The organism is Geobacter sp., assembly GCA_009684525.1.
In the GTDB taxonomy this organism is placed as follows: Bacteria; Desulfobacterota; Desulfuromonadia; order Geobacterales; family DSM-12255; genus Geoanaerobacter.
Window position 1 is genome coordinate 60,169 of the sequence record WKKR01000007.1, and the last position, 25,315, is coordinate 85,483.

The window sequence follows — 25,315 nt, forward strand, 5'->3', positions numbered from 1 at the left end:
AAGGATATCGAGGTTGGCACTCAATGTGCCGGTTCTGTCGTGCGGTGTTACGAAAAAAGGAGAAGGTGCCTATGATGATCTTGGTTCGCTACCTTGACGGTACATATGACATGGTGTTGGAACGACACCTTGGCAGCCTGATTTCCGAAAACAAGATCATCGGTTTCGAGCGTTCCAATAAATGGGTGACCATTGGTGTCGATCCGCTCCGGAAACCGGCCCAGGAGGCATACACCGGACCGGAACGTCGTAAGTCGCCTCACGACGAGGTTGAAGACACATACTAGCCGGGCAGTGCCCGGATCGGACACTCCAGCAGAAGGAAGAGCGAGGGAGCAGGGCATGCGCAGAGTGCTTTTTGCGCTGATGCTGATCACCCAGCTGATGAGCGGCTGTGCGGTCAGCCAGTACGATATCAAGGGCATCAATCTCGTATCCATCGAAGAGGAGCGGCAACTCGGGGACCGCTTTGCCGCCGAGATCGAGAAAAAGCAGACCGTCGTGCAGGATCAGGAGGTCCAGAGCTATGTGGACCGGATCGGCAGGCGGCTTCTGGCCGGTGCCAGAAGCGTGGATTTTCCCTACACCTTCAAGGTGGTCAAGGACGATACGGTGAACGCCTTTGCCCTTCCCGGTGGTCACACCTATGTGCATTCCGGGCTGATCAAGGCGGCGCAGAGCGAGGCGGAACTGGCAGCAGTCATGGCCCACGAGATCAACCACGTTGTGGCACGACACGGTACACGGCAACTGACTCAGCAGCACGGCTATGCCCTGGTGCTGCAGCTGGTGCTGGGAGAAAACCCGAACCAGGTGGCGCAGCTTGCCGTCTCCCTGTTCGGGAAGGCCGGTTCCATGTCTTACAGCAGAAGCATGGAGACACAGGCCGATATCCTTGCCGTGGAAACCCTCTACCGCTCCGGCTACAATCCGGCAGCAATGCTGACGTTCTTCCGGAAGATGGATGCGATGGGACACGAGAACCCATCCCAACTGGCGAGGTTTTTTTCGTCCCATCCCATGGCAGGTGAACGAATTGTACGGGTGCAGGAGGAGATAGCGAAATTCCCGCCTCGGAACTGGCCGGCGGAAGAGAATGCATCATTCAATCGGATGAAAATTAAAGTAGATTAACTAAAAAAAACTCTTGCAGCCCTTTTGGGCTTACGCTATAGTGAAGTCCTCTTCCGCTGGTTCGTAGTGCCGGTACCTACCTGGCAATGAAAGAATCTTCTACAACAGTAACGAGACACGTTCAAGTTATTCCCAAGGAGAGGAGATGGCGATGGTGGTGCTGGTACGCTGCAGTGATGACACGTACTCGGTGGCAATGGAATCACGTCTTGATGAATTGGTGATGGAGGGGCTTGTTACCGCGTATCTGCGCGACGGAGAGTGGGTTACCCCTCGGGAGCGGCGACCTGCCGTGTTGGGAGTCGAAAGACGGAGGCAGGACTGGAGATCGGCGAGTCTGGCAGCCTGATCTGCAAGATGCACGGTAAGTTTCCCGGCTGGTATCATCGGCATGGGGAGAAAAGGGCGATCCGAGATCGCCCTTTTTTGTTGGTGCGGAATGCTGTTTTCGGAGGGAAACCGCCTAAACGTTGAACCGGAAGTGCATGACATCCCCATCCTGTACCACGTACTCCTTCCCTTCCAGGCGGAGGAGCCCCTTTTCCCTGGCACCGGATTCGCCCCCGGAGGCAATGAAGTCGTTGAAGGCGATGACCTCAGCCCTGATGAACCCTTTCTCGAAATCGCTATGGATCACGCCGGCCGCCTGCGGCGCCTTGGTGCCGCGGATGATGGTCCAGGCCCTGACCTCCTTGACCCCGGCCGTGAAGTAGGTGATCAGGCCGAGCAGATCGTAGGCGGTGCGGATGAGCCGTTCCAGGCCCGATTCGGTCAGACCCATGTCGGCAAGGAATTCCTTTTTTTCGTCTCCGGCAAGCTCGGAGATCTCAGCCTCGATCCGGCCGCAGATGATGATCAGCTGTGCCCCCTCCTTCGCAGCCAGTTCCCTGACCTTTGCCACGGCAGGGTGCGAGCCGTCGAGATCGTCGTCGGCAACGTTAGCCACATAGAGCACTGGTTTGTCGGTCAGGAGATGAAGTTCCCGCAGCCAGAGCTGTTCGTCGTCGCCGGTTGCCATGCCCCGCACCGGCCCCCCTGCGCTCAGGGTGTCCCGCACCCTGACGTAAAAATCCGCCTCGTCCTTGATCTTCTTGTCCCCGCTCTTTGCCTGCTTCTCTACTCGCAACAGCTTTTTCTCGACGCTGTCCAGGTCGGAGAGCGCAAGTTCCGTCTGGATGATCTCGATGTCGCGGATCGGATCGACGCTGCCGCTCACGTGCACCACATTTTCATCGTCGAAACAGCGGACAACGTGCAGAATGGCGTCCACGGCCCGGATATGGCCGAGGAACTGGTTCCCCAGGCCCTCGCCCTGGCTTGCTCCCTTCACCAGACCGGCAATATCGACGAATTCAATGGTTGTCGAAAGTGTCTGCTTCGGGTTGACGATCGCCGCCAACTGCTGCAGGCGGGGATCGGGAACCTGGACGATCCCCACATTGGGGTCGATGGTGCAGAACGGGTAGTTGGCGGATTCGGCGCCGGCCGAGGTGAGAGCGTTGAAAATAGTCGACTTTCCGACGTTGGGAAGTCCGACAATGCCGCAGTTGAGGCCCATGGGTAACTCCTGAAAAATATCGTCAGCGTGCCCGGTCTTACCCGGAAAGGAGATCGCGATTGTTGTAAAGGCTCATGGTCTTGGCAAAACCTTCGGTGACCAGCAGGTGCAACGCCTCGACGACCTGGTCGAGCAGTTCGGGGACCCGGGCAAACTCGTCCTTCGAAAAGGGGCTTAGCACGTAGTCGGCGGTATCGCCCGCAGTCTTGCGGTCGATGCCGACCCGGATGCGGACGAACTCGCCGGAGCCGAGTTCCTTGAGCAGAGAACGTAGACCATTGTGGCCGCCATGGCCGCCACCTTTCTTGACCTTGATCCTGCCGAAGGGGATGTCCAGATCGTCGTGGATGACGATCAGGTCGTCGAGAGTGAGCTTGTGGTAGCGGAGGGCAGCGGCCACCGACTGGCCGGAGAGATTCATGTACGTCTGGGGTTTGAGGAGATGGAGCCGCTCTCCCCAGCTGTCTGCCTTACCGTACAGGCCATTGAAGGCCTTTTGCGTTACGGAGGTGCAGAGCAGCTGGGCGAGGCGATCCACAACCATGAATCCGGCATTGTGCCGGGTCCTGAGGTATTGAGTGCCGGGGTTTCCCAGTCCGGCAAGCAGCTTTCCAGGCATGATCTGTTCTGCCGCCGGACGGGTGATTACTGCTCAGCGGCAGCAGTCCCTTCGTCCTTGGCTTTGCCGAGTATGCTGACGATGGATGCACGGCTGTCGATCAGGGCCTTCAGGCCGGCAGGAAGCTTCATGTCGGCAACATGGATCGAGTGGCCGATGGTCAGGTCGGTGACATCGACGTCGATATGGTCCGGAATCTGACCGGGAAGGCACTCGATATCCAGAGAGTGCATGACCACGTCCAGCATGCCGCCTTCCTTGACGCCGATCGCGGTCCCGACGATGTTGATGGGGACATGCACGCGTACCTTCTCTTCCATGCTCAGCTTGTGCAGGTCGACGTGCAGCATGGCACGCTTGAGTGGCTCGCGAAGGATATCGGAGACGATGACCATGCTGCCTTCCAGGCTTCCGCCACCTTTCAGGGCAAGCAGGGTGTTCCGCCCGCCTTCACCGGCAAGGGCCGAACTCAGCTCTTTCGGGTTCAGGGTAACCGGCACGGGTTCGATCCCCTTACCGTAGACGATGCCGGGGATGAGACCGGTCATCCTAATCTGGCGGCAGCTGTTTTTGCCGGTCTGGGTCCTCAGTTCAACGCTTATCTGTTTCTGTTCCATAGATCCTCCAGTCAGATCTTTATTTGTGTCGGTTACGGCCTGCTCAGACAAACAGTGAGCTGACCGATTCGTCTTCATGTATGCGGCGGATGGCCTCGGCGAGAAGCTCGGCAACGGTCAGCACCTTGATCTTCGAGGTCTGCTCTGCCTTGTCCCCCAGGGGGACCGTATCGGTGATGATGACGGTCTCGATCTCCGAGGTGTTGATCCGTTCAATGGCCGGTCCGGAAAGGACACCATGGGTTGCGCAGGCATAGATGGTTTTGGCGCCGTGCTCCTTGAGCGCCTTGGCGGCCTGGGTCAGGGTGCCGGCCGTATCGATCATGTCGTCCAGGATAATGGCCGTTTTCCCCTTGACCTCGCCGATGAGATGCATGACCTCTGCCACGTTGGGCCCGGTGCGGCGCTTGTCGATCACGGCCAGGGTGCAGCCCAGCCGTTTGGCAAAGGCGCGGGCGCGCTCGGTGCCGCCGGCGTCGGGGGAGACCATGACCATCTCGCTGCTGTCGGCAAACCGTGATTTGAGATGGGCAAGGAGGACCGGTGCGGCATAGAGGTTGTCCACCGGGATATTGAAAAAGCCCTGGATCTGGCCGGCGTGCAGGTCGACCGTTACCACCCGGTCGGCACCGGCGGTGGTGATCAGGTCGGCCACCAGTTTTGACGAGATGGGGGTGCGGGGCGCGACCTTGCGATCCTGGCGGGCATAGCCGTAATAGGGGATCACCGCGGTGATGGTGGCTGCGGATGCACGCTTCAGGGCGTCCATCATGATCAGCATTTCCATCAGGTTGTTGTTGGTCGGGGCGCAGGTGGACTGGATGATGTAGACGTCCCGGCCGCGTACGTTTTCGCCGATCTCGACCATGATCTCGCCGTCGGAAAAGGTCTTGACCTTGGCGGTGCCCAGGGGAACCCTGAGGCTGGCGCAGATCTGTTCGGCCAGCGCGGGATTCGAGTTCCCGCAAAATACTCTGATCTTGTCTTCCATGGAGTCGGATACCCTGACGGCTCGTGCAAAACGCCCCTCGAAGGGGCGCTTTGCACTGCCGTCTCAGAAAATGTGGCTGGGGCGCCAGGATTCGAACCTGGGGATGCCGGAATCAAAATCCGGTGCCTTACCGCTTGGCGACGCCCCAATAGTAAAGCTGTGTTGAAACGTCGGCAGCTATCCAAGAAACGAGAGATGCTACAGTGTCTTTACTGCCGTGACGAACCAGTCACTTTCCCCGGCTATGGTCTCTGCTGCCAGGCGTGCAACCGACTCATCGGCAAAGACGCCGAATACCGTCGGACCGCTTCCCGACATGAGGGCACCCTGGGCTCCCAGGGATACCAGCCGCTCCTTGATCGAGCGAATAACCGGGAAACTGCTGATGGTAACCGATTCCAGGTCGTTGCCGAGGATCGCGCAAACGTCGGCAACGCTTCCGAAGAAGGAAGGTATTGTATGGAGTTCCGCAGTGGTTGTCAATTGTAAATTTTGGTATACCCAGGCTGTAGATACGTGGACATTCGGGTTCACCAGAACGATCCATGCCTGCGGCAATCGTTCCAGTGCGGTGAGCTGTTCGCCGATCCCCTCGGCAAGTGCGGTCTTCTTGAAGATGAAGAACGGGACGTCCGCCCCGAGCTTTACACCGATCTCCATCAGTCGCGCGTCAGACAGCCCGAGCTCCAGCAGCTCGTTCAGGCCCATCAGCACCGTGGCCGCGTCGCTGCTGCCGCCGCCCAGGCCTGCTGCCACCGGAATCCGTTTGCTGATGGCGATATCTATTCCCACCTGCTTTCCCGACAGGGTCAGCAGCATATCGGCTGCGCGCCAGGCGATATTGTCCGGCCCGTCCGGGACCCCCTCGCGGCCGCAGGTGACCCTGATGCCGGGGGTGTCGCAGAGGGCGATCTCGATGGTGTCGCAGAGGTCCACCCGCTGCATGACCATGCGCAGGTCATGGTAGCCGTCCGGCCGCCGGCGGAGCACGTCCAGGCGGTAGTTGACTTTGGCGGGCGCATAAAGGGTAACGCTCGATTTGTTCATGGTCTGTCCCCGATCATCCTTTCCCTTGACCGGGGCTGTTCTACCGCAAGCTATCCGGAAAATCAAGGCAAATCATCGACGGGTCAGGGGCGGTTGCGAGGTGCGACAGTGCCGGAGCGGGGATGCCGCTATTCCTCTTTTCTGATCACCAGCCCCTGACCCTGCATGTCGATGTCGACCTTGACGGTTTCACCCTCCTGGAACTTCCCTTCCAGGAGCAGGAGTGCCAGCGGGTCCTGCAGGCTGCGCTGGATGGTCCGCTTGAGGGGGCGGGCGCCGTAGGCCGGGTCGTACCCCTCGTGGGCAATGAATTCCCGCGCCTTGTCGGTGACATGGAGCACCAGGTGACGTTCCGCCAGGCGTTCTTCCAGGTTTTTCAGCTGGATGCCGACGATCCGCTTGATCTGCTCCAGCGGCAGGGCGTGATAGATGACGATCTCGTCCACCCGGTTGAGGAATTCGGGCTTGAAGTTCTCTTTCAGGGTCTCCATGACCATGGCCCGCATCCGGCCGTAATCCTCGCTGCCGTACTGCTGGATCCACTGCGATCCCAGGTTGCTGGTCATGATGATGACCGTGTTGCGGAAATCGACGGTACGGCCATGACCGTCGGTGAGCCGGCCGTCGTCCAGCACCTGCAGCAGGATGTTGAAGACCTCCTGGTGGGCCTTCTCGATCTCGTCGAACAGGACGATGGAGTAGGGCCGTCGCCGGACCGCCTCGGTGAGCTGCCCCCCCTCGTCGTAGCCGACATAGCCGGGGGGCGCGCCGATCAGCCGGGCAACGGTGTGCTTTTCCTGGTACTCGCTCATGTCGATCCGGATGATGGCCTGGTCGTCGTCAAAAAGGAACTGGGCCAGGGCGCGGGCGGTTTCGGTCTTGCCGACGCCGGTGGGGCCGAGGAAGATGAACGAGCCGACCGGCCGGCTCGGGTCGGAGAGCCCGGCCCTGGCCCGGCGCACGGCATTGGCCACCAGGATCAGGGCATCGTCCTGGCCGACGACCCGGCTCCTGAGCCGCTCCTCCATCTTTACCAACTTCTCCGCCTCGGTCTCCAGCATCCGGTTCACCGGCACCCCGGTCCACTTGGCAACGATCTCCGCCACCATGTCCGCATCCACCTCTTCGGGGAGCATCCTCCCTTCCTGCTGGCGCAGGCCCAGCTCTTCCTGCTGCGCCACGATTTCCTTTTCAATGGCCGGGATCTCCCCATAGCGGATCTCCGCGGTCCTGGCCAAGTTCCCCTCCCGCTCGCTCTTCTTGGCCTCTTCCTTCTTCTCCTCCAGGCTCACCTTCAGCTGGCTGATCCGGGAGTGGAGCTCCTTTTCCTTTTGCCAGTGGGTCTTAAGCTCCATCGACTGGGACTTGAGCACCTCCAGCTCGTCGGCCAGCTTTCGCAGCCTCTCCTGGGAGTGGGGGTCCTGCTCCCGCAATAACGCCTGCTTCTCGATCTCCAGCTGGATGATCTTCCGCTCCACCTCGTCGATCTCCGTCGGCATGGAGTCGATCTCGATCCGCAGCCGCGAAGCCGCCTCGTCGATCAGGTCGATGGCCTTGTCCGGCAGGAAGCGGTCGGTGATGTAGCGGTCGGAGAGGGTGGCAGCGGCGATGATGGCGCTGTCCTTGATCCTGATGCCGTGGAAGTTCTCGTATTTCTCCTTCAGCCCCCGCAGGATGGCGATGGTGTCCTCGACAGACGGCTCGCCGGTGTAGACCTGCTGGAAGCGCCGCTCCAGGGCCGCATCCTTTTCGATGTACTTGCGGTATTCGTTGAGGGTGGTGGCGCCGATGCAGTGCAGCTCTCCCCGGGCCAGGGCCGGCTTCAGCATGTTGGAGGCGTCCATCGCCCCCTCTGCCGCCCCGGCGCCGACCAGGGTGTGGAGTTCGTCGATGAAGAGGATGATCTTTCCTTCCGCCTTCTCCACCTCTTTGATGACCGCTTTCAGCCGGTCCTCGAACTCGCCGCGGTACTTGGCACCGGCGATGAGCGACCCCATGTCCAGTGCCACCAGCCGCTTTTCCTTCAGGGTCTCGGGCACGTCGCCGGCAACGATCCGGCTGGCCAGCCCTTCGACGATGGCGGTCTTGCCGACGCCCGGTTCACCGATCAGGACCGGGTTGTTCTTGGTCCTGCGCGACAGCACCTGGATGACCCGCCGGATCTCGTCGTCCCGGCCGATCACCGGGTCGAGCTTCCCTTTCCGCGCCAGGTCGGTCAGGTCGCGGGCATACTTGGTCAGCGCCTGGTACTTGTCCTCCGGGTTCTGGTCGGTCACCGCCTCGTCGCCCCGGACCTCCTTGAGGGCCGCGAGGACCGCCTCGCGCGTTATCCCGTTGTCCGCCAGGATGCGGCCGGCCGCGTTCCCCTTTTCTCCGGTGAAGGCGAGCAGCAGATGTTCGGTGGAGACGAAGCTGTCCTTCATCTCGTCCGCTTCCTTCTGACCCGCGGAAAGGAGGCGGTTCATCGCCGAGGAGATATAGACCTGGGCCGTGGCGCCGCTTGCCTGGGGCAGTTTCTTCACCGCGGCTTCGGCCGTGCTGCGGATGATCGGGATGCTTGCGCCGATTTTGCGCAGCAGTGCGGTCACCAGCCCCCCCTCCTGGTCGAGCAGGGCGAGCAGCAGGTGCTCGGGTTCCACGGCAGCGTTGCTGTGCTGCACCGAGAGTTCATGGGCAGCTGCCAGCGCCTCCTGGGTCTTGACGGTCATCTTGTCAGGTCGAATCATGGCTGCTCCTTTCATATCCTGCAGAAAACATAAGTGCGGGAGGGGCGGGTGTCAAGGCGGGGAGGGAAGGCTGTCCAACTTCGGGGCATTCGGTGAATGAGCTGTAACTTGCCGTAATAAAGAGAGAACTGCCGGCGGAGTAGGCGGGGCTGTTCAGCTGGGGAGCAGTGGGTGGTGATAGTCGGTTGGAGAAATGTAGCGTGATTACCGAGTGTTAAGGCTTTTCAGTGCTGGCACGGATCTGGGAAGGATATTTCCGTGCATTGAAATTCCCACCGGGGAGGCCGGATCATGAAACGCTTGGCACTGTTCATTCTGGGGAGTCTGGTTCTGACGGGATGCAGCGAACTGCAGGTAATCGGCAAGGCAACGTTCCGGGAGTTGGGTGCCGATGCCATCAGCGTCGAGAAGCAGCGTTACCTGGCGCGGAAGGCCCGACCGACGACGCCGAGCGTGTCGAGGACCATGCTGGCCCGGGTTGCCGAACCCCAGGCGCCCGTGTTACGGCCGGTAGAGGGCACCCGGCGGGAGCTATGGGTCAGGCAGTAGTCCGTTGCTAACGATCACCCCCAGCAGACATTCTCTCCTGCAGTTCAGGCAGCGGGTGCACCGCTCGCTGTCGTGCCTGACCGCGAATTTTTTCCCATCGCAGACTTCCAGGCTGTAAAGCCGTTCCCGGCAGGCAGACACGCACCTTCCGCATCCCGAACATCTCGTCTCGTTGACGACAATTTCAGCCATGGGGCAGGGGGGGGAACTTGAATTCCATCTGCTTCCAGGTGCACTTCTTGATCCTGGGGCCGGGATAGTAGCGGGGGCACGAGGTGATGACCGCGTGAGCGGCCTGCTTGCAGGTTCTTCGGCAGGAAAGGCAAAGTCGATTGTCGCTGGTCGGTTTCTTCATGGGGGCATCACCGCAGGGACGGACGGGGGCCGATGACGGCCCCCGTTGTTGTTTTCAGGCCAGTTTCCTGACCCAGCCGAAGGTGTCGGCGATCCTGCCGTACTGGATGCCGGTGAGGGTGTCGTACAGCTTCTGCGTCAGGCTTCCGACGCCGCCGTCCCCCACCTGCAGGCATTCGTCCTTGTAACAGAGCGCTCCGACCGGGGTGATGACCGCGGCGGTCCCGCTGCCGAAGGCCTCCTTCACCTTGCCCGCACGGAGATCTGCCATCAGGTCGTTCACATCGATCGGCCGCTCCTCCACGCTGAATCCCAGGCTTCCGGCCAGCTTCAGCACCGAATCCCTGGTGATGCCGTTCAGGATCGAGCCGGCCAGCGGTGCGGTCACCACCTTGTCGGCGTAGGCAAAGAACATGTTCATGGCGCCGACTTCCTCGATATAGCGCTTGTGGACACCGTCGAGCCAGAGAACCTGGTCAAATCCCTTCTTCTTGGCTTCCAGCCCCGCCTTCAGCGAACTGGCGTAGTTGCCGCCGGTCTTGGCCTCGCCGGTGCCACCGGGAACGGCGCGGACATAGGTATCTTCCACCATGATCTTCACCGGGTTGAAGCCTGCCGCATAGTAGGCTCCCACCGGGGACATGATGACGTAGAAATAGTAGTGGTCGGACGGCTTGACCCCCAGGACCGGCTCCACGGCGATCATGGTTGGGCGGATATAGAGGGAGGTCCCTTCGCTGCCCGGCACCCAGTCGCGTTCCAGGCTCACCAGCTGCTCGATGCCGCTCACGAAGAGGTCTTCCGGCACCTCCGGCATGCAGAGCCGGGTGGCCGAGAGGTTGAAGCGGCGGGCGTTCATCTCCGGCCTGAAGAGGGCTATGGAGCCGTCCTGCCAGCGGTAGGCCTTCAGCCCCTCGAAGATCTCCTGGGCATAGTGAAGGACCAGGCAGGCCGGGTCGAGGGAAAAAGGGGCGTACGGCTGAATCCGGGCATCGACCCAGCCCTGGCCCGCCTTCCATTCCACCAGCAGCATCCTGTCGGTGAAGAGGCGGCCGAAGCCGAGTTGCGACTCGTCGGTATAGCGGGGTTTCTTCCGGTCTTCCGGAAGGGGCAGCACCTGGATCTTCATGGGAATCGGCCTCCGTGCGCGTCAATGCGCTGTTTTCATGAAGTATTCTTTAGCACATTTGGCACTGGGGGGGCAAGGCTTTTGTCGCCGCGGCGGCAGGCGGATGCCCTGTTTCCCCTTTGCATTGACGAATCCTCTCTGCTATCATCACCCGGTTTATGAAGATCAAGCGCATCGAAATAATAGGATTCAAGTCCTTTGTCGACCGGACCGTGCTGGAGTTTCCGCCGGGGGTGACGGCTGTGGTCGGTCCCAACGGCTGCGGCAAGTCCAACGTGGTGGACGCCATCCGCTGGGTCATGGGGGAGCAGTCCGCCAAGAACCTGCGTGGCAGGCAGATGGAGGACATCATCTTTGCCGGCAGCGAAACCCGCAAGCCCCTGGGGATGGCCGAGGTCTCCCTGGTCTTCTCCACCGACGACGGCCGGGTGCCGGCGAAGTATCTCAACTACAGCGAGATCCAGGTGACGCGGCGGCTCTACCGCGACGGCGACAGCGAGTATTCCCTCAACAAGACCCCCTGCCGCCTGCTGGACATCAACGAGCTGTTCATGGACACCGGCGTGGGTGCACGGGCCTATTCGATCATCGAGCAGGGGCGGATCGGCATGATCCTGATGGCCAAGCCCGAAGAGCGCCGCTTCCTCATCGAAGAGGCGGCCGGGGTGACCAAGTTCAAGGCCCGCAAACAGGTGGCGCTGAAGAAGATCGACAACACCCGGCAGAACCTCCTTCGGATTGGCGACGTGGTGGCCGAGATCCGGCGCCAGCTCAACTCCCTGCAGCGCCAGGCAAAGAAGGCCGAGCGTTTCCGAACTCTGCGCGAGGAACTGAAGGGGATCGAGATCGCCTTTGCCACCCGCCGGTACCGCCAGCTTGCGGATGAGAGCCGGCAACTGGAGCTCGACCTGGCCGAGCGGGGTGTTCGCGTCACCAGCCTGGCGGCAGAGGCCGCAAGCGCGGATAACACCCTGGAAGAGCGGCGGATCGCCCTTCTGGAGGAGGAAAAGTCGCTTGCCGCGGCGCAGGAAGAGATCTTCCGCGCCAAGGGGGAGTACCAGAGCTGCGAGAACCGCCTGGAGTTCCAGCGCAAGGAGTTGGCCAACCTGGAGCGGCAGGGGAGCCGTTTCGACGAGGAGCTGACCGACCTGGTCCGCCAGCAGGGTGAGGCCGAGGCCGAACTGCGCCACCTTGAGGGGCGAAAAGGGGAGCTGCTCGTCGAGGCTGCGCAGGAACAGGAGGGGTTGCAGTCGCAGAACAGCGTGCTCGAAGCGTTGCGCGGCGAAGAGGCGGCGCTCTTGCGCCGGCAGGAAGAGGAGCGCCAGCAGACCATCTCGCTGCTCAACCGGGTGGCCCAGCTCAACAACCAGCAGAGCGAGGCGGGCCGTCGGCTGGCGCGGCTGGCGGAGCGGTTCGAGCGGAGCGAGCGCGAAGGGGCGGAGCTGGCCGGCAGACTTTCCGCTGCCGGGGTGCGGGTCGAGGAGCTGGCAGCTGCTTTTCAAAAGGCGACCGAAGTCAAGGCCGGGCTGGCCGAAGCGGTCGGCGTTCTCGTGGCCCGTGGCACCGATCTCAGGAATCGCCTGGCAACGGCGGAACAGGCACTGCAGACCGGCCGGGACGAGCTGAGCGCCAAGGGTTCGCGACTGGTCTCGCTCAAGGAGCTGGATGCCCAGTTTGCCGGCTACGGCCAGGGGGTCCGCACCCTGTTTGGCGCCGCGTCGTTCAAAGGTCGCTTTGCCGGGTTGGTGGCCGATCTGCTCGAAACCGGCGAAGAGTACGAGGCAGCCGTGGAAGGGGTCCTGGGGGAGCGGCAGCAGTACGTGCTCTGTCTGCGGGACGAAGATGCCCTTGCCGCCGTGGCGCACCTCAAGGAGACCGCCGGCGGTCGCTGCAGCTTCCTGCTGCCGGGGTGGGGGGATGCAGCCGCAGTCGCGGCCTTGCCGGAGATGCCGCGCCTGCTCGACCTGGTGCGGATCACCCCTGACCGGCGGCAGCTCGTGGAGCCGCTGCTGGCGGATGTCTATCTCGCCGACGGCCTGGAAGCGGCGCTTGCCGCTTCCCGCCGCCATCCCCGGCTCACCTTCGTCACCCGCGAGGGGGAAGTGGCCACGGGTGGCGGGGTGGTCACCGGCGGCTCGGCCGAAGGGACCGGCCAGGGTCTGATCCATACCAAGCGGGAGATCCGTGAGCTGACCGCCAAGGTGGCCGTGCTGGAAGAGACGGTGGCAGCCCGCAGTGATGAGCGAACCCGGCTGCGCGGGGAGCTTGCCGCTGCCGAAGATGAGCTGAAAAGGGTGCGCCAGGAGCTGCACCAGTCCGAGATGCAGCTCGTCCACCTGGAAAAGGACCTGCAGCGCGGGCGCGAAGAGGTGCAGCGCCTGGAAGACCGCCGCAGCGTCAAGGGGATGGAGGACGACCAGCTCGTCGAGGAAAAGAGCTCCCTGGAGCAGGAGCGGGCAGCCGCAGCCGAGGCCCTGGCCGCCCTGGAAGGGGAAAAGGCGGCGCGGGAGCAGGACGCGGCAGGGCTGCAGGCAGATCTCAAGGCGAGACGGGCAGAGATCGACGCCCATCACGAAAAGCTCACCGGCCTGAAGGTGCGGGTCGCCACCCTGGAGGAAAAGCGCGAGGCCAACCAGCGCGGCATCAAGCGGGTGAGCGGGCTCATCGACGACCTGGCCCGCAAGGTCGTCTCCCTGCGGCAGGAGCTGGTCAAGGGGCAGGAGGAGCGGGAGCGGCTGCAGCAGGAGGTGGCAAGAGGCGACAAGGCGCTGGCGGCGCTTTTGCAGCAGCATGTGGCGGCAGAGGCGGCCCATGCCGCGGTGCGGGCCCGCTTCGAGGAGCAGACCTCGCTCCTGCAGGAGCAGGAGGCGACCCTCAAGGTCCTGCGCGAGCAGCTCGCTGCGGAGCGCGACCATGTGGGGCAGCAGAGCCTGCGGCAGACTGAGCTGAACCTGCAGCTCCGTCACCTGGAGGGCTCCATGCAGGAGCGCTACCTGCTGGATATCGCCGCCCTGCCCGACGACGAGCCCGTTGCGGACCTGGACGAGCCGGCCATGCGGCAGCGCCAGGAAGAGCTGCAGAAGCTCGTTGCCGAGCTGGGCGAGGTCAACCTAATGGCCATCGACGAATACAAGGAGCTGGAAGAGCGCTACACCTTCCTCTCCTCCCAGAAAGCCGACCTGGAGGACTCGCTGCAGGAGCTGCAGAAGGCGATCCAGCGGATCAACCGCACCACCCGCAAGCGCTTCCTGGAGACCTTCCATCTGGTCAACGAGCAGTTCCAGGAGGTCTTTCCCCGGCTCTTCTGCGGCGGCCGCGCCGAGCTGCGGCTGACCAACGAGGAAGACCTGCTGGAGACCGGCATCGAGATCATCGTCCAGCCGCCGGGCAAGAAGCTGCAGAACGTCTCGCTCCTCTCCGGCGGCGAAAAGGCGCTCACCGCGGTGGCGCTCATCTTCTCCATCTTCCTGGTCAAGCCCTCCCCCTTCTGTCTGCTCGACGAGGTCGACGCCCCGCTGGACGACGCCAACATCGGCCGATTCAACGACATGATCCGGGAGATGACCGCCTTCTCCCAGTTCATCCTCATCACCCACTCCAAAACCACCATGGCGGTCGCCGACACCCTCTACGGCGTCACCATGGAAGACCCCGGCGTCTCCAAGGTTGTTTCGGTCAGGCTGCAGTAGCCTCTTCTCTTTCAGCTCTCCCCTTCGTTTCCCGTTCCTGTGAAGTTATACGTTTAATGAAATACTATCATGTTCAGTAATGAGCATAGATTTTGGCTCTCTTCTTGGCAAAATACAGTCATAACTGCACGGAATGACACAATACGTTTGAGTGGCGTGTCGTTGTGACATTTGATACTGCAATTCAGAGTAAAAATCACCTTGCCTGTTGAGAGAAGCTGGTGTAGTAATCGTCATTGAATCAATGGGTTATGGGGGGAGTTGTTTACTGGTTGATAGACTGATTCGCAATCAACAAATCAACGACGTCTCGTTAGCTCCGTCGCCCGCCCCTGGGAAAGCATCTACATGTAGATGAAACGTGATAACTGGGAATAATGGCAAAAGCATCTATATATAGATGACAGGCAGTCGTATACATATAGATGCAAGCATCTACATGTATATACAAGCATCTACATATAGATAACAGCCTCTAACCGGTGATTTACGAGTTGAACAGGACAAAAAATGGATATAACCCCATCTACAATTTTCACTGCAATCGCCGCAGCAATCATTACTGGCCTACTAACCCTTGTTGGACTGATTATTTCTAAAGAAAACAAAACTTCTGAATTCCGGCAACAGTGGATTGATAACCTGCGCCGCGAAGTATCGGACTTTGTAGGTCATATAGAAGTAATTATTCTTCACGGTCGTTGGCTGCATGAAAAAACAAAAAATAAATCAGGCTTAGAGGCAACAAAGGAAATAGAAAAATGCATAGAATCAATTCAGGAAAGCGTCTGTCAAGCTCACAGTTTAGCGAGGAGCATATTGCTTCGTCTAAATCCTCATGAACATCAAGATATTCGCGAGATTATGCAGATTCTCGATAAGCAGTTGGAGACATTACCACTGCCAACAAGAGATGAAACAAGTAAAACTTTAAATCGGCTTACGGAGGCAATACAGAAGGAATTAAAGATAGAATGGGAAAGAGTAAAAAGAGGTGAGCCAACTTTTAGAACGACGAAAACTGTAGTAACCATCGCGTTAGTAGCTGTGATCAGTGCCTTGATTGCCTTAGCAATAATAATCACTATTAAACCAGCTTCAGTCAAAGCATCAAAAACCTATGTCAAACCCTGCCAATGCCAATTTACCTCAGCAAAATCTATTTCGGCAATCATACGTGACGTAGGACGTACCAGAAAATAGTTCAACCCCCGGCTAGACCCATCTCCGCTAACGCTCCGTGGGTCAGCCTTTAGCCGTTATACAAGAAAAGGAGAACAAACCATGAAATCATCAGTCAGACATCTTTCTAATTTAATCATGAGCCTATTCCCCGAAGCCGATAAAGTAGAACCAAAACCAAACTTAGATTATCTCTGCATGGATATGACATGGAAAACCAATGACGATCCACAAAGAAAAAGCAAAAGATCAAAAACATTCAGAATAACCATAAGCCAAGAACAAATCGAAGATTATGAGCTGTTGCCACAACGTGCTAAAGACGAGTTTGACGAAAAAGTAACCCATTTCATTCAGAACAAAAAAACTTCAATGGAGCCAATTCACAACAATCCATATGGCGCATCAGCGCCGATAGAAGAATGGCATGTTGTAGTGTAAATTTTTCACCAAAAATTATTTCAAGCAAGTCAGCGTAAGGTTCTGACAAAAAGCCAATTAATGAATCAATGCGCCTTTTGGTTTCTGGTTCATGGCATAGAGTTGGTGCCCACGGTTTAGGTGCTGGCAAATCCAGGGGCTGCGATCTCCTTGGAAGCGGAGAAAATGCAGGGGCGTCGGGGTCAGGACTTGAAAGTTTGATTAATGGATGAATGGTCAAGTTGTCAAGTCCTGACTGTACGCAGTAACAGTTGGATATCTAAAGGGTTTAAGTCCCGTTCGGGGAGTCAGATCAATGTATATAAAAATTCTTCCGACACTCGTGATCTTGACGCTTCTAGCCCCATCACACTCTTTTGCGAAGCAATCCGCGGATTCCATAGTGGCACGTATCAAGGCCAGAGGTGCGAATTTGGTTGTTCAAGAAACGTATCGTAATCCTGCGGAGTGGAGTTCTCTAATGGCCTCAATCAAGAGCGGGGACTCCGCTTGGCTTGAAGTAGCTCGACTACTCAGCCCCGGAACGGATGGCTCATCTGCCGAGGAACTTACGGTCGCAGCAGGGGACGCGTTAGAAAACAATCCCACTGATACACTTCGAATTTTATGGCCCACATTCCGACTGGGTATGTGTCAATTCCTGCCTGACCAAACCGAACCTCGCTACCATACGTTCAAGCAGGCCATTGGTAGTTTGGAAAAGAGACTTCGAAAGTTACGAGGTGTCACTACACCTAATCTTGTTCCAGCAAGAGATGCTTGTATCACCGAGTTGCGTTCGTGGAGGCGCGAAGTCGAGCAGATGTATGGGAAATGATATTGAATACTCTTAAATCCCTAACAAGGTGGCGGCAGGCGGTCGCATGAGTATGAGGGGTCTGCCCTCGACATGTACAGGCGTTGGGGCATGCAAACATGTAAAATTGTCGCGTAACATATCGATATCACAATATGTACGCATTGGGGCATAGAGACAAATGTAGAATCAATGGGCCTGTAGCACTGCAGTCCTAGTCCTGTCGGCTTCTCTGGACAGTTGCGAGGTGACTCATGAAAAATTCGTTTATCGGCCTCTGTTTCTTGATCCTGGTAATCTCGGGTTGCAGCGGGAGTGGTTCGTCGAGTTCAGGCGGAGGTTCTGTCTCGGGGATAGCTGCGGCAGGGGCCCCGATATCCGGTCAGGTTACGTTGACCGACAGCCTCGGGGTGGTGCACGGCCCGGTGCCTATCGATGTGGATGGCAGCTATGCCGTGGATACGACAGGGTTCCCGCCTCCCTTCGTTGTCAAGGCATCAGGGGGCCGGGGGCAGGCCTGCAATCATGCAAAATTGTCACATAATTACTTGATATTGTTAGAATTTGCATTGGGACCTGTTTAACATGGAGACGAATGATTAAGAAATTTATGATGGGGTACGGATGAATTTGCAGCTCTGCAGGAACGACCCTATGACCACCATAAAAACTCAACTCTGGAGAACTGGCATTTATGAAATCCATTTCGTGTAGCAACCTTGTCACCCTGCTGTGTGTGCTCGCCCTCGCCGCTTCAATAACTGGATGCGGTGTCACCTTAAGCCCGGTAAAACGAAAGCCGTTGCAGATTGACCCACCCGAAATATCACTCGCTCCAACGACCCAAGCAGTTCTGGTTCGATTCGAAAATACATTGCCCGGTAAACCGTTACCGGAAACGGTGTGGGACAATGTTTCAGGAGCTTTTTGGGACGTTGAGGAATCAAATCAGATCGGATTCACTCAGAATTACAGCAAGTATATCCCTGTAGTCGCAGTCGGCGGTGTGATAGGAGGTGCCGTCGGTGCCGCTTCTGACCCATCGCTGATAGAAACGAGGATTGTCATCCCGTTTGGGCGCATTTTCGAGGGGACCTTCAGGTCCGGGCTATCTAAAGCCTTTCCCAATTCATCAATTTGTTTCGACGCTCAATGCGAGGAGCAAACGCTTGCATCAGGCATCCCACAATACCTTGTGCGGGTAAAAGTCAGCGAATTCCAGGTCTGGGAACAGCCACTGAACCATATAAACCTTAAGGCCGTTGCCGTTTCCAAGGTCTATCGCCACCAGAACTTGACCGAACCGTTGTCGGTACATGAAGGACGTCAGGAACTGACGAAACAGTCCATGGGGTCTGTCTTTTCCACGAGTAGCGGGTTCATTTCGGAAATGAACAAGATCTCCAACAGGTTTGCAGGTGCTCTTTCAGAAGACATCATTGGTAACATTCAAAATGGGCTGCACCCATAGGTAGAGGATGCTGGGGTCAGCGAGGGCATTTGCGAGGCATTGGGGTCACCCATGCAATCAAACATCTTGATATCGCTAGATTGTGTATGTAGGGTCTGTTTAGCATGGAGACGATGAGGAATCAATGATGGGGGCCGGATTGAATTTACAGCTTTGCAGGCACGACTCCACAGCCAGGCACGCCGACCGACTGATGAGCCTGGGTGGGGCGGGTCATGGCTCGGCCGTTGGAAGGTCAAAGGAGGATTTTTGCCAATGCTTATAATGATACTTTCTGTACTTATGGCCCTGATTTCAACTTCTGCCATCGCACAGCAGGCTCCAATTAAAGCAGGTGAGTACATTGCTGAAGGAGCCTCGGGTCATTTATCTATTAAACGCGGACCGAAAGGGTTACTTACGTTTTCAATTGAATCGGTCCACGTTAATGGGCACACGTGCAGTGCGGATGGCGAAATTACCGGCCAGCAAGCGGTATTAGATGCAGGGGAAGAAGGCAAGTGTATTGTGCAGTTTACTCCAAAAGGTGCAGACATAGACGTTGCCGTCAATGATCAAGATATATGCCATTATTTCTGCGGTTCGCGTGCCAGTGGTTTTGATGGACTTTACTTGAAGCCGGTCCCTGGTTGCACTACGAAGGAACTAAAGAAGCGGCGCAGTGAATTCAAACGTCTCTATGACCAAAAGAAATTTCCTCAAGCGCAAATGGTGTTGAGCACAGTTCTTAATGATTGTGCGAAAATGCTTGATAGCCGTGAGGAAGGTTGGATTAGAAACGATCTGGCACTCACATATTATAAGCTGAATGATCGGGAGTCATGCCGCAAGTTGCTACAGCCTCTGGCAGAGTTGGCAGCGTTAAGCGATCAAGAGCTGGAGGAAGAATACGGCATAAGGCCCATGGACCTGACCGTTGATCTGCCGATGATCAAGGCCACACGAACCAACTTGAAGTTATGTAAATGATGGAGCTTGTAGCAGGATGGCTGAACGGTACGTTGTTTGTTGGTTGGTTTTCACCATGTAATTATCTGATATTGCTTGGTTAAAAATCAAGCTGACTGCCTGTCATAATAAAGCTAGCAAGACAGAAACAACGTCCCACACTTACCCACATAGAGTGGGTCGACTTATTCCTTAATGGAGTAGCAATCAACCCCTTAACTGGTGATTTACGAGTTATGTGAACCAATGGAGTGCGAATGAATAACTTAATCAGATTGATCATTGTAATTGTGTTTTTAAGTATTATCAGCGCATGTGGTGGTAACTCAAGTGATTCAACTATAAACAGTTCGTCTTCTTCCCTTCTTGTACAGAATTCTCCAAATGCATATTCACCATCAATTGCGATGATGGCTGATGGAAAAGCCATTGCCGTCTGGTCGGAGGGGACATCTTCCCAATCCCTATGGGTTAATTACTACAATCCGAATACGGGTTGGGGTGCTGCTCAATCAGTGGGCTCAGGGACCGGCAATGAAGGCGGAGCAGAAATTGCGGTAAATGCGTCAGGGTCTGCTGCTTTGATCTGGACACGTACCATAAACAATACAAATGAGATACTTGCAGCAAATTACGATCCTTCTAATGGTTGGAGCACCGCATCGGTTCTTGATGCAACCGGTTTTGGTTTGAATCCGACGATTGCAATGGATGACGATGGGAATGCAACCGCTCTTTGGCATAGAACTGATTTTGTTAATCATTCCTATATGAATACGATCATGACATCCAGATACACATCTACTGGATGGGAGGTTCCACAAATACTCGAATCAACAGCTTCTACACCAATGCATAGTTTATCTGGCAATAGCGCAGGTAAGGAAATAGCAATATGGAATCAGGCAGAACCAGATCTAAACCAACCAGGTTATCACAACTACAATACATACGTTCGTATCTTTACACCTGGTATCGGTTGGTCATCATCTCAAACTGTGGGAAATGCCATTTCTGAATTGGATGGAAGTGGGTATTATAACCCAACCACAACACCTGGCCATTACTATCCAATGGTATCAATCAACGAACAAGGAGATGCTTTAGCTTTATGGTCTGAGGTTGATTACGCGGGTAATGACTATCGCATAACCGTAAACCAATTCAATATGGTGAATGGATGGGGAGCACCACTATCAATTGGCAATATCTCAGCGTCCTCGTCTATTACGGTGTCTCCATTTGTGTTAGATGGCTCTGATACAGCATATGTGAGTGTGCTGGATAGTTGGTATAATTACAGTTACAGTCTATCCAATATTCATGTTGCTGCTTACAAATCAGGCACTGGATGGACATTTACTAAGGTTCTCGACTCTCAACCGTACTATTTCTCAAGCCCACTTATCACAGTCGGGAAAAGTGGCAACTTGTATTTGACCTGGAAACAATACGGAAATAATAGTGTAGAACTCTGGTCAAAAAAGTATTCCCCTTTATCAGGATGGGAGAACTCAATCCGCTTGGATAAGAATTCTGGAACCGTTACTGGTTATAAGGCTGCTCGGGATGCCTTGGGAAATGTTTTAGTAATCTGGACACAGAATTCTGGAACCGATCCTGGTGTTTGGGCAAAACTGATAAAATAAATAGAAATCCGGTTTTCTTGCTCAAAGGTCAGGGTCTGGCTTCCAAAATGACAGCTTGACGTCTTGGTTCTAATCAACTTGAAAGACCCCGCGCCCTGGAAGTACAGATAGGAGAGCACGATGAGCAACGAACTGGTGGCACCTGAGACGAAAGGTGTTACGGTGAAGTTACTTGCAACGGTTGATCTTGGCCCTGAGATCGAGGGCATGGCAGGGCGCCAACTTCGAATGCGTATGGTGACCATCGAACCTGGAGGTGTCTTCGGCCCGATCCATGACCATAAAGACAGACCAGGCACCGTCTATATACTGCAAGGAACGATCACTGACCATCGAGATGGAGTTGCTACGGACTATGGACCGGGAGTGGGCTGGCCCGAGGATAGGAATACCACACACTGGCTTGAGAACAGAGGGACGATTCCGGCGGTGGAGATCTCGGTCGATATAGTCAGGCAGGTATAGAAGGCAGAGGTCAGGTTTCTAGAAACACAGAGCACAGAACCATGTCAGATGTTGAGACCCTTGAGAGAGTTCTTTAAAGTCTCATGGGTAATTACCCTCCTTGGCCTGTAGCCAGTCCGCATCAGCATCAAGAATTGGCGGTCGACTCATTCCGTAGGTTCGGATTTTGGTATACTGCTCCAGGGACTTCCCAGAATTTCGTATCGTCCGGCCGGAGGGATACCGATGTCGCAAGCATTTCTTGAGAATGCCCTTTTGTTGGTCCTCAGCGCGGTTTTAACCGGGATCGTCATTCCGATCGTCCTGAAGATCCGGGACGACAGGAAGTTCCGGGAACAGAAGGTCTTCGAGGCTGATCTGGCGCGCCAGGGCAAGGTGATCGAGGCGCAGGCGGCCTTCCTGGAGACCTTTTCGTCGCTGCTCTGTGAATACCAGTTCCTCGCCCTGTCGGTGGCATATTACTTCCTGGAGAATAACAGAGAGCGCTATGTCGCCGCGAGCGACACCTATGACGCAAAATCGTGGGACTACCTGGCAAAAATACGGGCTGAAATAACGAAGGCGAAACGGCTGCTGCCCCAGGCGCTGCACGACGATCTCGTCACCTTTTTCGAGGACATTCTCATCGCATCGGATGCGAAAATCTCCGGCTCGACGGCGACCACTCCCGATGCCGCCGGCTGGGATGCCTTCAGGGAGCAGCAGGGCAAGGGCTTCAATATCCTCTACGACCTCTTTTACACCCGCTTCCCCGCCGAGATCGACACAATCACGACAAAACTGGCGAGTGAGTTACAGCTGCTGCCGCCTCAAACGATAAACAAGCAGGAGCAGGGGGGCGTAGTTGATTGATCTGATGAATCCATTGCATCAACTGCGTCCTGTTAGCCTTTCTTGTTCCCGGAATATCGGAGAAATCAGACCTATGAAAATCATACCGTCATTGATTGTGAAATTCGTTGTTCTGCTTGCGATGGCAAGTTTGTTCCTTTTTCTCAATTGTGTGGATGCTTCCGTCACCCCAAAGCTTACCGGTGGATACAACTATACACTGGCTCTGAAAAGCGACGGGACGGTCTGGGCGTGGGGCAATAACAGCTCTGGACAGTTAGGCGACGGGAGTCTCATTCAGCGACTGACGCCGGTTCCGGTGAACGGAATTTCCGGCATTACGGCCATTGCGGCAGGTTGGTTCCACTCTGCGGCCCTCAGAGACGACGGGACGGTCTGGGCGTGGGGCGAAAACGCGTATGGCAAGCTCGGGAACAATAGCACTACAACCAGCCTGACGCCTGTCCAGGCCGGGATTGATGGAGTATCGGCCATTGCCACGGGATGCTTCCACACGGTGGTCCTGAAAAACGACGGGACAGTCTGGGCGTGGGGCTATAATGGCAGCGGTCAGCTTGGGGATGGCAGTACGACGGACAGCCTGATTCCGGTTCATGCAACAGAGCTATCCGGGGTAACGGCCATAGTGGCCGGGAATTCTCATAATGTTGCCCTTAAAGATGACGGGACGGTCTGGACGTGGGGGTATAACGCATATGGCCAGGTCGGCGATGACAGTACGACAGACAGGCAGATCCCATTCCAGGTAACCGGACTCACAGGGGTCATTGCCGTTGCCGCGGGTCAGTATCATTCCCTCGCTCTGAAGAACAATGGGACTGTTTGGGCGTGGGGGCACAACGCCTATGGCCAGCTCGGAGACGGTAGTACGACGGATCGACTTGTGCCGGTCCAGGTTGCCGGACTTGCGGGGATTACCGCCATGGCCGCCGGTCAGCATCATACGATTGCCCTGGGGGAGGACGGTACGGTCCGGGCATGGGGATATAACAATCGCGGCCAGGTCGGTGACGGCAGCATAGTGAACAGGCTGACGCCGGTCTACGTGAGCGGCCTTTCGGGGGTTACTGCCATCACGACCGGTTTGCTCCATAGCGCCGCTGTGAAGAACGACGGATCGGTCTGGGCCTGGGGAGACAATTATAACGGCGAACTCGGGGACAATACCTCCACCATCCGGGTTGTGCCGATTCCGGTGAGTGGACTTCCAGGCATTGCGGACATTTCAGCGGGAAATATTGAGACGGTTGCCGTAAAGGGGGATGGAACGGTTTGGACGTGGGGAGCCGACAGCCTGGTTCCTGTCCAGGTTAACGGGCTGGAGAGCATTACCTCAACATCTGCGAGTTCCGAGTTCAGAGTGGTCCTAAAAGGGGACGGGACGGTTTGGGGCTGGGGTTCTAACAAAAGCGGCCAACTCGGGGACAACAGCACTACCAGCAGGATGTCACCGGTGCAGGCGTATGGGCTTTCCGGGGCTACCGCCATCGCCACGGGTGGGGCTCACACCGTTGCCTTGAAGAACGACGGGACCGTCTGGGCATGGGGGTATAACGGCTGGGGCAACCTCGGAGACAACACTACGACAAACCGTCTGACTCCGGTACCGGTGACCACGCTTTCCGGAATCACTGCCATTGCCGCTGGTATCTTTCACACCGCGGCTGTGAAGAACGATGGAACGGCCTGGACATGGGGAAACAACAGTAGCGGCCAGCTCGGAGACAACAGCACCACGAGGCGGCTGGCACCGGTCCAGGTGCCAGGCCTATCCGGTATAACAGCGATTGACGCGGGTTATTCACATACGGTTGCCTTGCAAGAGGATGGGACGGTCTGGGCCTGGGGAGATAACGCGCGTGGTCAGCTCGGGAACAACAGTACCACAGGCAGCCTGACACCGATTCAGGTACTCGGTCTTTCGAGGATTGTTGCCATCGCCGCCGGGCAGAACCACACGGTGGCTGTGAAGAATGATGGAACGCTCTGGGCGTGGGGTTATAACGGAAATGGCGAACTCGGAGACAACACAACTGTGAACCGGCTGATACCCGTTCAGGTAAGCGGGCTTTCGGGGATTATCAGGATCTCCGCCGGATATTTCCATAACATGGCGATCAAGAATGATGGAACCGTCTGGGGGTGGGGAGAGAATACATTATGGCAACTAGGTGACGTAAAGGACTTAACCGCGCACCCCGCACTGATCAACTTGTACGTCTACAGAGTATCGACTGCCGTGTCCAGTGGAGGGGAACTCTCGCCGGCTATCGTTCAAAGCGTTCCCAAGGGAGAATCCACGAGTTTCACCGTCACTCCCTTCACCGGGTATGAACTGGAAACGATCGACGGCTGTGGTGGTTCCATCAACGGGGCTATCTACACCACAGTCCCGATCATTGCCGACTGCACTGTGACTGCCACATTCCGGCCCATTACCTATGGGCTCTCTATTGCTGTTGCCGGCCCCGGTACCGTCCACACTAGCCCCGGACCCGACATGGCCTGCACGTCCAACTGCAGCCAGGGCTATGGTTACGGTACGCTGGTCACTGTCACGGCCTCTCCCGAAATCGGTTACCATCTCGCTTCCTGGGGAGGAGACTGCAGCGGCAGAGGTGTTTGCAGTGTCACCATGTATGGCCTGCGGGGCGTATTCGCGGCATTCGCACCTTCAGCCGCGAGTGTGAGCGGGGTGCAGTACGGCACTCTCGCTGAGGCATTTGCCAATGTATCGGATGGCGGTGCAATGCTTTCGCGCGGGGTCGAACTATTCGAAGATGTTGTCTTCAACCGCCCTCTCGCCTTTACCTTCCGTGGCGGCTACGATGCCGGTTTCACTACGATTGACGGCATCACCGTTATCCACGGATCGATAGTCATTTCTGCAGGCACAGTAAACATCGATGGCTCAATAACCATTCATTAGCCTGTTCCTCCCGTTAGCCACCTCCCTCCACCCCGCCGGTCGCCAGATCGAACCGCCACGCCCTGCAGTCATGGCCGCTGACCGGCACCTGCCGGAATTGGCCTTATTCTTCTGTGTACACTTCCCCCCTGACGTGACAGCAGATCAGCGGAAAAAGTGACAGCAGGAC

At 56.9% G+C, this 25,315-nt stretch carries 21 protein-coding genes and 1 tRNA gene; 12 read left to right on the plus strand and 10 right to left on the minus strand.

Features of this window, described 5'->3' with window-relative positions:
- The first annotated feature begins 71 nt into the window (after positions 1 to 71).
- Together GJT30_17615 and GJT30_17620 are read left to right on the plus strand one after the other, a co-directional pair.
- A complete protein-coding gene (locus tag GJT30_17615; GenBank protein ID MSM41440.1) occupies positions 72 to 287 on the plus strand; it encodes a hypothetical protein in 216 nt (71 codons plus the stop codon).
- A gap of 55 nt (positions 288 to 342) precedes the next feature.
- Positions 343 to 1,134: a M48 family metalloprotease gene (locus GJT30_17620; protein ID MSM41441.1), complete on the plus strand. Its 792-nt coding sequence runs from the start codon at positions 343 to 345 to the stop codon at positions 1,132 to 1,134.
- 126 nt (positions 1,135 to 1,260) lie between these two features.
- On the opposite strand, the gene GJT30_17625 is transcribed toward GJT30_17620, so the two are convergent.
- The 8 genes from GJT30_17625 to clpB all read right to left on the minus strand — a co-directional run bounded on the left by GJT30_17625 (position 1,261) and on the right by clpB (position 8,692).
- Positions 1,261 to 1,497, minus strand: coding sequence for a hypothetical protein (locus GJT30_17625; GenBank protein MSM41442.1), 237 nt, complete (start codon positions 1,495 to 1,497; stop codon positions 1,261 to 1,263).
- A gap of 100 nt (positions 1,498 to 1,597) precedes the next feature.
- Positions 1,598 to 2,692, minus strand: coding sequence for a redox-regulated ATPase YchF (gene ychF, locus GJT30_17630; protein ID MSM41443.1), 1,095 nt, complete (start codon positions 2,690 to 2,692; stop codon positions 1,598 to 1,600).
- Positions 2,693 to 2,729: 37 nt separating this feature from the next.
- Positions 2,730 to 3,311 carry an aminoacyl-tRNA hydrolase gene (locus GJT30_17635; GenBank protein MSM41444.1) on the minus strand — a complete coding sequence of 194 codons (582 nt, stop codon included), beginning with the start codon at positions 3,309 to 3,311 and terminating at the stop codon, positions 2,730 to 2,732.
- Between the two features lie 26 nt (positions 3,312 to 3,337).
- The gene (locus tag GJT30_17640) at positions 3,338 to 3,928 is read right to left on the minus strand and encodes a 50S ribosomal protein L25 (protein ID MSM41445.1); all 591 of its coding nucleotides are present in this window, start codon (positions 3,926 to 3,928) and stop codon (positions 3,338 to 3,340) included.
- 43 nt (positions 3,929 to 3,971) lie between these two features.
- Positions 3,972 to 4,919 carry a ribose-phosphate diphosphokinase gene (gene prs, locus GJT30_17645; GenBank protein ID MSM41446.1) on the minus strand — a complete coding sequence of 316 codons (948 nt, stop codon included), beginning with the start codon at positions 4,917 to 4,919 and terminating at the stop codon, positions 3,972 to 3,974.
- Between the two features lie 73 nt (positions 4,920 to 4,992).
- Positions 4,993 to 5,067: transfer RNA gene (locus tag GJT30_17650), tRNA-Gln, on the minus strand.
- 50 nt (positions 5,068 to 5,117) lie between these two features.
- Complete coding sequence (locus GJT30_17655; GenBank protein MSM41447.1) at positions 5,118 to 5,966, minus strand: 4-(cytidine 5'-diphospho)-2-C-methyl-D-erythritol kinase; 849 nt, start codon at positions 5,964 to 5,966, stop codon at positions 5,118 to 5,120.
- A gap of 128 nt (positions 5,967 to 6,094) precedes the next feature.
- Positions 6,095 to 8,692, minus strand: coding sequence for an ATP-dependent chaperone ClpB (gene clpB, locus GJT30_17660; GenBank protein MSM41448.1), 2,598 nt, complete (start codon positions 8,690 to 8,692; stop codon positions 6,095 to 6,097).
- Positions 8,693 to 8,983: 291 nt separating this feature from the next.
- Between clpB and GJT30_17665 the strand changes: the two genes are divergently transcribed.
- A complete protein-coding gene (locus GJT30_17665) occupies positions 8,984 to 9,241 on the plus strand; it encodes a hypothetical protein (GenBank protein MSM41449.1) in 258 nt (85 codons plus the stop codon).
- Here GJT30_17665 and GJT30_17670 read toward each other — a convergent pair.
- Positions 9,224 to 9,433: a 4Fe-4S ferredoxin gene (locus GJT30_17670; GenBank protein MSM41450.1), complete on the minus strand. Its 210-nt coding sequence runs from the start codon at positions 9,431 to 9,433 to the stop codon at positions 9,224 to 9,226. The two genes, GJT30_17665 and GJT30_17670, sit on opposite strands and share 18 nt — an antisense overlap.
- Before the next feature lie 217 nt (positions 9,434 to 9,650).
- Entirely contained in the window at positions 9,651 to 10,724 is a 1,074-nt protein-coding gene (locus GJT30_17675; GenBank protein MSM41451.1) for a branched-chain amino acid aminotransferase, read from the minus strand.
- 158 nt (positions 10,725 to 10,882) lie between these two features.
- Between GJT30_17675 and smc the strand changes: the two genes are divergently transcribed.
- From smc to GJT30_17720, 9 genes are all read left to right on the plus strand, one after another.
- Entirely contained in the window at positions 10,883 to 14,413 is a 3,531-nt protein-coding gene (smc, locus tag GJT30_17680; protein MSM41452.1) for a chromosome segregation protein SMC, read from the plus strand.
- 510 nt (positions 14,414 to 14,923) lie between these two features.
- Positions 14,924 to 15,616: a hypothetical protein gene (locus GJT30_17685; GenBank protein ID MSM41453.1), complete on the plus strand. Its 693-nt coding sequence runs from the start codon at positions 14,924 to 14,926 to the stop codon at positions 15,614 to 15,616.
- A gap of 81 nt (positions 15,617 to 15,697) precedes the next feature.
- Positions 15,698 to 16,036 carry a hypothetical protein gene (locus tag GJT30_17690; protein MSM41454.1) on the plus strand — a complete coding sequence of 113 codons (339 nt, stop codon included), beginning with the start codon at positions 15,698 to 15,700 and terminating at the stop codon, positions 16,034 to 16,036.
- Between the two features lie 1,490 nt (positions 16,037 to 17,526).
- The gene (locus tag GJT30_17695; protein ID MSM41455.1) at positions 17,527 to 18,303 is read left to right on the plus strand and encodes a hypothetical protein; all 777 of its coding nucleotides are present in this window, start codon (positions 17,527 to 17,529) and stop codon (positions 18,301 to 18,303) included.
- A 255-nt stretch (positions 18,304 to 18,558) separates the two neighbouring features.
- The gene (locus GJT30_17700; GenBank protein MSM41456.1) at positions 18,559 to 19,272 is read left to right on the plus strand and encodes a hypothetical protein; all 714 of its coding nucleotides are present in this window, start codon (positions 18,559 to 18,561) and stop codon (positions 19,270 to 19,272) included.
- Positions 19,273 to 19,508: 236 nt separating this feature from the next.
- Positions 19,509 to 20,900, plus strand: a complete 1,392-nt coding sequence (locus GJT30_17705; protein ID MSM41457.1) for a hypothetical protein — start codon at positions 19,509 to 19,511, stop codon at positions 20,898 to 20,900.
- Between the two features lie 120 nt (positions 20,901 to 21,020).
- The gene (locus tag GJT30_17710) at positions 21,021 to 21,365 is read left to right on the plus strand and encodes a cupin domain-containing protein (protein ID MSM41458.1); all 345 of its coding nucleotides are present in this window, start codon (positions 21,021 to 21,023) and stop codon (positions 21,363 to 21,365) included.
- A gap of 225 nt (positions 21,366 to 21,590) precedes the next feature.
- On the plus strand, positions 21,591 to 22,217 hold the full coding sequence (locus GJT30_17715) for a hypothetical protein (GenBank protein MSM41459.1): 627 nt from the start codon (positions 21,591 to 21,593) through the stop codon (positions 22,215 to 22,217).
- A gap of 121 nt (positions 22,218 to 22,338) precedes the next feature.
- Positions 22,339 to 25,146, plus strand: a complete 2,808-nt coding sequence (locus tag GJT30_17720; GenBank protein MSM41460.1) for an RCC1 repeat-containing protein — start codon at positions 22,339 to 22,341, stop codon at positions 25,144 to 25,146.
- The last annotated feature ends 169 nt before the right edge of the window (positions 25,147 to 25,315 follow it).